5 protein-coding genes and 1 pseudogene are annotated in these 6,386 nt (G+C 61.4%); all 6 read right to left on the bottom strand.

The window, feature by feature from the left end; genetic code table 11:
• Positions 1–312 precede the first annotated feature (312 nt).
• A complete protein-coding gene (locus tag HP499_RS19240; RefSeq protein WP_172325765.1) occupies positions 313–546 on the bottom strand; it encodes a cold-shock protein in 234 nt (77 codons plus the stop codon).
• 6 nt (positions 547–552) lie between these two features.
• Complete coding sequence (locus HP499_RS19245) at positions 553–1,221, bottom strand: hypothetical protein (RefSeq protein ID WP_172325766.1); 669 nt, start codon at positions 1,219–1,221, stop codon at positions 553–555.
• A 914-nt stretch (positions 1,222–2,135) separates the two neighbouring features.
• The gene (gene manA / locus HP499_RS19250; RefSeq protein WP_172325767.1) at positions 2,136–3,323 is read right to left on the bottom strand and encodes a mannose-6-phosphate isomerase, class I; all 1,188 of its coding nucleotides are present in this window, start codon (positions 3,321–3,323) and stop codon (positions 2,136–2,138) included.
• Between the two features lie 35 nt (positions 3,324–3,358).
• Positions 3,359–4,300, bottom strand: coding sequence for a BadF/BadG/BcrA/BcrD ATPase family protein (locus tag HP499_RS19255; RefSeq protein ID WP_172325768.1), 942 nt, complete (start codon positions 4,298–4,300; stop codon positions 3,359–3,361).
• A 15-nt stretch (positions 4,301–4,315) separates the two neighbouring features.
• Entirely contained in the window at positions 4,316–4,792 is a 477-nt protein-coding gene (locus HP499_RS19260) for a hypothetical protein (RefSeq protein WP_172325769.1), read from the bottom strand.
• A 7-nt stretch (positions 4,793–4,799) separates the two neighbouring features.
• Positions 4,800–6,386: pseudogene (locus HP499_RS19265) on the bottom strand (glycoside hydrolase family 2 protein); the annotation flags it as partial.

A 6,386-nucleotide genomic window follows, 5' to 3' on the forward strand; every position in this document is an offset into this window, starting at 1 on the left:
GGGGGGGGGGCCGCTTCAGGCTGCTGTGGCTCAATAGGAGAACTGTCGAACTAAGGGAAGTCTCTTGGTCGCTAGCCAGAACTCGGTAGCGGGTGCGGACTTGCCTGACTGGCTCGCGACTCGCTTGCCCGGCAGCGTAAGTGAGAATCATCGCTGTGAGCTAGGCTGCAGCGGCATCCTAACGTTGGCGGGACACGAGTCTGGGTAGCCACGCGCTTCCCCGTCGAGCGTCCGGGGATACTGCTCAGATGCGATCCACCTAAGCAGACCAAAGGGTGGCGTCCAGCGGACGCCGCCCTTTGGTCTTGAGGCCTACTTTGGTGGATTTCTTTCGACACGGTCAGCGACTGCGTGGAAACCATCCTGCTCCGCCTCGTGCCATTCCAGTTCAACTTCTTCTCCTGGCATTAGCTCCAAGAACTCATGTTCGCTTTGAAGAATCGCGGAGAAGTGAGCGAAACATTCCAATCTGGAGCCTTCAATAACGATTGATCCCCAACCCTCTTCGGGATTCCAGTACTTCACAATGCCCTTTGACTTTTGCATTGATTCCTAGACGTACGTTATTTGGTATGAAAAGTCCCAGTTGATATCTGCAGTACCCGACCAACCTGGTCCGGATGCCCGGAATGACCACTGCCCCCACATGTAGTAGGCGTTCAGATTACTTTGCCCCGTGCAGGACCAGTGGTAAATGTAGTCAGCGTCGTAGCCTGGTTTATTGTACGAGCAGTTGTCCGGCGACTTGAATGCGTACGCCTGTAGCGCATCACCATAGATAATAGCTCTCACGCCAGCCGAAGGCTCCCATCGGTAGGCCGTGGTCAGGCCGCTGGCATAACTCTGCTGTGCCCAGAAGTTCGAGTTCGCGTCTGATGCTGCATAGGTCGTTCGGCCGGGCCCGAATGCGTATGAGAATGTCGAGGCGGCTGCAGTCGCTCCCGAGGTATTCGCTTCTCGGCTGTTCTCCGATGAGCAACCGGAGAACTTTGGCTCACCGGATCCGGATACGAGATTTCCCTTGTCGTCGAGCGTGAACTCACCCTCGCGCCCGTCAACTTGAATCTTGACGGTAGAAGAGCTGACGCAGTTTTGCCCGTCGCCGCCGCGAAGTTCCTGCATCTTCTGGGCATTTTCGGGCGAGAGATTAGGCTCAATGCCGGGGCCTGGTAAGGCCGCAGCGGAGGTCGAGCCGGCTGCCATGACAATCGCGATCAACACGCTCGCCATCCTGAATCTTTTCATTGACATACTTCCCCCATATAGTTGACTAATTTTGTCAACGCTAGGCGACGATTTGTTGATAGTCAAAGTGTCTGGTCCAGGTTCGGCATCCATGTAGCCTGTTCGCGCGCGATGATCTTCTGGAGCGGATGCGAGCGGGGAGCCCATTCCGGAAACCCTTTTGTGAGCCCGAGGTTGTCAATCCTTGGGCCGCGTCCCAGGCAGGCTGTTGCGCTCCGTGCATGCCGCCACATCCGTGAGTTCGGACGTGTACTGCGGCGATCGGTGTCTTGCAGCATGGCGACAGCCTCGGCTGATCCTATATCAGTGGATTACTGCTATAACTCCGCCGTTGTTTCGAGGGCTAATGCGTGAGATGACCCCGCACTGCCCCATATTCTGAGGGCCGGCTAGCTTCGGGGTATTTCCTCCGCTTTGATGCTTACTCTGGCTCCTGTGAGGTCATGTTGACGCGGGTCGACGTAAGCCGAGCGATGACGGTGGCCTGCCAGCGTCTGGGGCGTCAAAGTTCCGTCCGTAGAGCCCCCATTTTCGGGCTCGCCGCTCCGTCCGTTGCGTGACTCCGGGGACGCGTCAAGTGCCCCCGCGGTGTTCGATCAAGCAAAAAAGGGAAGTGTGGACAAAGTCCACACCTCCGGCCTCGGACTCGCCCGTACATCCGCCGGACTGCCCCGGACTCCGCATGTTTCCGCCACTTCCCAGTGTTCCCAAGCTTCGGAATCGCCTTCGAGTCCCACCTCGGGCACAGCGAGCCCTCGTCAGAGGGCTCTGCTGCATTGAACACGGCGGAGTTAGCGTTGGTGGCCGGCGCCATGGTTGCTGCCTGCTTTCCTACGCCCGTAGATGAGCGCATCGATCAAAAATGAGGCTATCCCTCGTAGGGCCCTCTTTCAGGGTACGAACGCCAGGGCGATTGTGCCCGGGCCGCTAACCCTGATCCCTCCTTGGTTGTCCGGGATAAAGAGAGACTGGCCACGGGTGATGGCCATGATATCCGCCGAGGCTTGCGCCTTTACCCTCACGCTGGCGTCGAGGCATACCAGGATGCGGGGGCCACTGCCCGGCAAATCAACGAATCCTGTGCTTGCCCGCTCCGGACGAGTGATGCTCAGCGCGAAATCGGGGACCGGCGGCTGGAAGATGTGGGTGGCAGCGCTGATGGGGGCGGAGGCGACATCTACGCTGCAGGAGGAGAAATCCACCGCCCCCAGCATGGCATCGATGTCGATATGTTTGCTTGTCAGTCCCAGCCTCAGGACATTGTCTGAGTTGGCCATGACTTCGAGCCCAAATCCGCCCAAATAGGCGTGGGGAACGCCATCAGCGAGGAACATCGATTCCCCGGGTGCGAGGCAGACCCTGTTCAGGACAAGGGACACGACGGTCCCGACGTCGCCCGGATAGGTGTTGGCAAGTTCGCCAACTGTGGCGCAGGCCGTCCTGACCAGGGGATGCGGGTGGGTCAGGGACAATGACGCAGCAATTCCCAACACTGTCCAGATGTCCTCGGGGGACAATCCCACCAGTGCTTCCAGCATCAGCCTCATGCCTTGTTCGCCGGGCACGCCCAGGAGGTCCCGCGCGGGTTCCAGGGGTCCGGCGATTTCCCCAAGGAACAGGGCTATCTCCTGCCGCGGTCGGAATCCTGCCAGTCCCTCGAATTGTGAAATGGCGTAAACCATTTCGGGCTTGTTGTTTGTGTCCTTGAAAGTCCGGCGGGGATCGTCCAGGGGAACACCCTGCCGTTCTTCCTCCAAGTATCCGTTCGCGGCCAGTTCTCGGGTGGGATGGACCTGGATGGACAGGGGCTTGGCGGGTGCCAGGAGCTTCACAAGAAACGGAAGGCGTCCGAATGCTGCATCAACCCTATGCCCGAGATTGCCCAGGCGATCCCGGGCGACCCAGTGATCCAAACCCTCAGTTCCCGCGGGCCCGGTGATGCTGGACGGCCCCGTTGGATGCGCTCCCAGCCATAGCTCGGCGAAGGGCTTTCCGTCGGAATCCGTACCAAGGAATTCGGGCATGGACGTGGTGGAGCCCCAGTCATAGGAGCGCCTGGCGCCGGTTAGTAGGTGCACGTTTCTGGTCCTTAAGAAATGGTTGGAGGGTCCGGCTATGACAAGCCCTGCAGGGAGGCCGAATGCAACTGTGGATGCAGCGGGTGGTCCGGAGGGAGGGTGGCCAGCCGGGCCACGCCATCCATGGGGCCGCCCAGGGGTGCAAGGATCTGCGCATGTGGCCAGGCCTGTTCGAGTTTGCGTTGCAGCGGCAGGGCAACGTTGGGGTTCGACAGGATTTTTCCTACCCAGCTGATCGCGGGGCTGTCCTGCGGAGTCCAACCGGTATTGCGGAGGCCGGCACCCACCGAGAGGGCCAGCTCATCGGTAGCGTGGGCAACAATCCGGGCCGAGACTTCATCCTCTTCAGAGAGGTCGATGATGGCCCGGGCATAGGAAGCCACAAGGGAAACTCGTTCGGGATTGGACTGGATGTCGATGTACGCAGCCTCGACGTCGGGGAAGTCGCGCCGAAGAATGTCCAGGATGGCAGTGGGCCGGCCACGGCCGTCATGAGCCCGCATGGCAGCGTCCAGGCCGGCCCGGCCTATCCAGTACCCGCTTCCGGCGTCACCCATGATGTTCCCCCAGCCATCCACCCTGGAGTACCCGGTGGGTCCGGTAGCCAAGGTCACGACGCCGGTGCCGGCGGCGAGCGCTGCTCCACCTCGCTCGCCGAGGCAGCCGAGGTAACCCGAGATGGAGTCGTGCGCCAAACGGATCGCAGTGACGCCCAAGTCTTCGCACGCCTGCAACACTCCATCGGCGTCGGCGTTATCCGGAGTCAGGCCCGAAAGTGCTGCCGCGACGTGCACTTCTTGCCGCGCCTGGTTGGCGAGGACCGAGCGGATGACGCTTTCGAGCTGGGGCATGAGCGGGCCGTGGGTGAGGAGGGGAGGAAATTCCCGCTCCAACTCGGTGGTAGGCCCGGCCATCAGCCTGGCACGGATGGAGGACTGACCGCCGTCGATGGCGACAACGGTGGAAGGAGAAGTCACAGGAGTTTCTTTTCGTCAGCTGGTGGGAGTGTCCACACCCGCGGGCATGGGTGCCGTTTCCGGGGTGAGCGTGATTTTGAGGGTGTTGATGCCGTTCAGGAGCAAGGCGTCAACGTCATGGAATGCCGGACCTTGGGCGGGACCGGGCTGCAGTGCATGGCCATTGATGCTGGCTGACGCCGTGGGGGAGAGCCCGTGGAAGATCAGCTTGGCCCTGCCTCTTCCTGAGGAACGCCAGGGAAAGTCCACGCTGTACTCCCATCCGCAGTGCGCCACCCAATCAACGGATGGGGTCGTGGCGGATGCAGATACCGGGGGCAGGAGCCCCACGGATGCGAGGTCCTGGAAGACGGCTCCAGGCCGCGAAGCAGGGATCAGTTGGCCCGATACCTGGCGGGGTGCCGGCCCCTCTACAAGTCGCATATGCCAACCCGAACTGAGTGCCCGATTGCGGGCGCCCAGTTCAAGTTCCGCCCGGAATTGATGTGTCATGGTGAGCCTACGCGGTGGTGGCGGCAGTTGAGGCGAGCGCCTTGGTGGGGACGGCCCGCAGATCGTTGGCCGTCCTCAGCACTGCTGAGGAGATGAACTCTGCCGGGTCCAAACCTTCGACGTCGGAACTCACCTTGAAGGTCCACTCCGCTCCCGCAGGCAAGCTGACCAAGGCGTGATCGACGCTGGCAGCCGGATCCACACGATCTACGTGGACAGTGATGTCGCGGACCAGTGAGTGAGTCTTCACGGTGATCTCATATCCACCTGCCACGGCCTTGGCCGAGGTTTCCAGTGGGGCAGGGTTGAGCTGTAAGTCGACGTCCTCCACGAAAGTGTGGATAACCAGCTCCGGTCCCATGCTGACAACCAGGGCTTCCGTGGACGGGTCCTGCGGTGTACCGAGTTCCGGTCTCACCGGCAGCGTAAGCACGCCCCGGGCAGGGACCTCAACCTGTTCTTCGTGGTGGCTTCGGACCTCGCCATCAAGGGTTTGCAGGGAGAAAGCAACCGGTCCGACCCAAGGCTGGTCAGTGTCATTGACCAATGACACGGAAAGCTGCCCATCGCGTTCACCAAGGGAAATGATCTGCGGTGCGTAAGCAAGGCGGAGGGCGTGCCAGAGTGGCTTGGGCCGTTCCTCGGAGTCCACCGCCGCCCACGACGTCACGGGCCAGCAGTCATTGAGCTGCCAGACGATGGCGCCGGCAGTGCGCGGCCACCAGGAACGGTAGTGCTCAATTGCGTAGCGAACAGCGCGGGCTTGGTTGAGCTGTGTGGCCCAGTGCCAGTCTTCGAAGTCGGCCGGGATACCCAAGTGCGGGGCAAGACCGCGGTCGAGCTTGCCGTTTCCGTCGTCTGCTTTTTGGTGGACAAGGAAGACGGGGTCTTCCTTGGGGTCAACAGCGTTAGCCAGCGGCCCGCCGTCGTTCGCGTGCACGAAGTCGCTCAGCGTCTGCCACGTTGGCGGGCCTTGGAAGCCGAACTCCGAACAGAACCTTGGCACCTCGCTGCGGTATTCGGAGTAGTCAATCCTGTTCCAGACTTCCCACTGGTGATGTGTTCCGTGGTCCGGGTGGTTGGGGTGGATGTCCTCCGGCTTCCGGCCGGGGGAGTAGGGGCTGTTATCGCAGTAGGGGCGCGTGGGATCGAGTTCGGCCACAATGGCACCCAGGAGTTCGTGGGCGTAGCGGTCTCCCCAGCTTCGACCTGCCAGCTCTTCCTTCCAACCCCAGTCCTCGTGCCCCCACACGTTCTCGTTCCCGCCATTCCAGATCACCAGGGAAGGGTGGGGAGCCAGGCGCACAACGTTTTCGCGGGCTTCAGCCTCGATCTCCTCCCACAGCGGTGACTCCTCCGGGTACGCGGCGCAGGCGAGCAGGAAGTCCTGCCATACCAGGATTCCGCGCTCATCACAGGCCGAGTAGAAGTCCTCGGTTTCGTAGATGCCGCCACCCCACACGCGAAGGAGGTTCATGTTGGCACCGAGGGCCTGATCCAGCCGGCGGTTGATCCGGTCCCGGGTGATCCTGGTCAGCAGGTGGTCGTCCGGAATCCAGTTGGCACCCTTAACAAAAACAGCTTGCCCGTTGAC

Source organism: Paenarthrobacter sp. CM16, assembly GCF_013179505.1.
Taxonomy (GTDB): domain Bacteria; phylum Actinomycetota; class Actinomycetes; order Actinomycetales; family Micrococcaceae; genus Arthrobacter.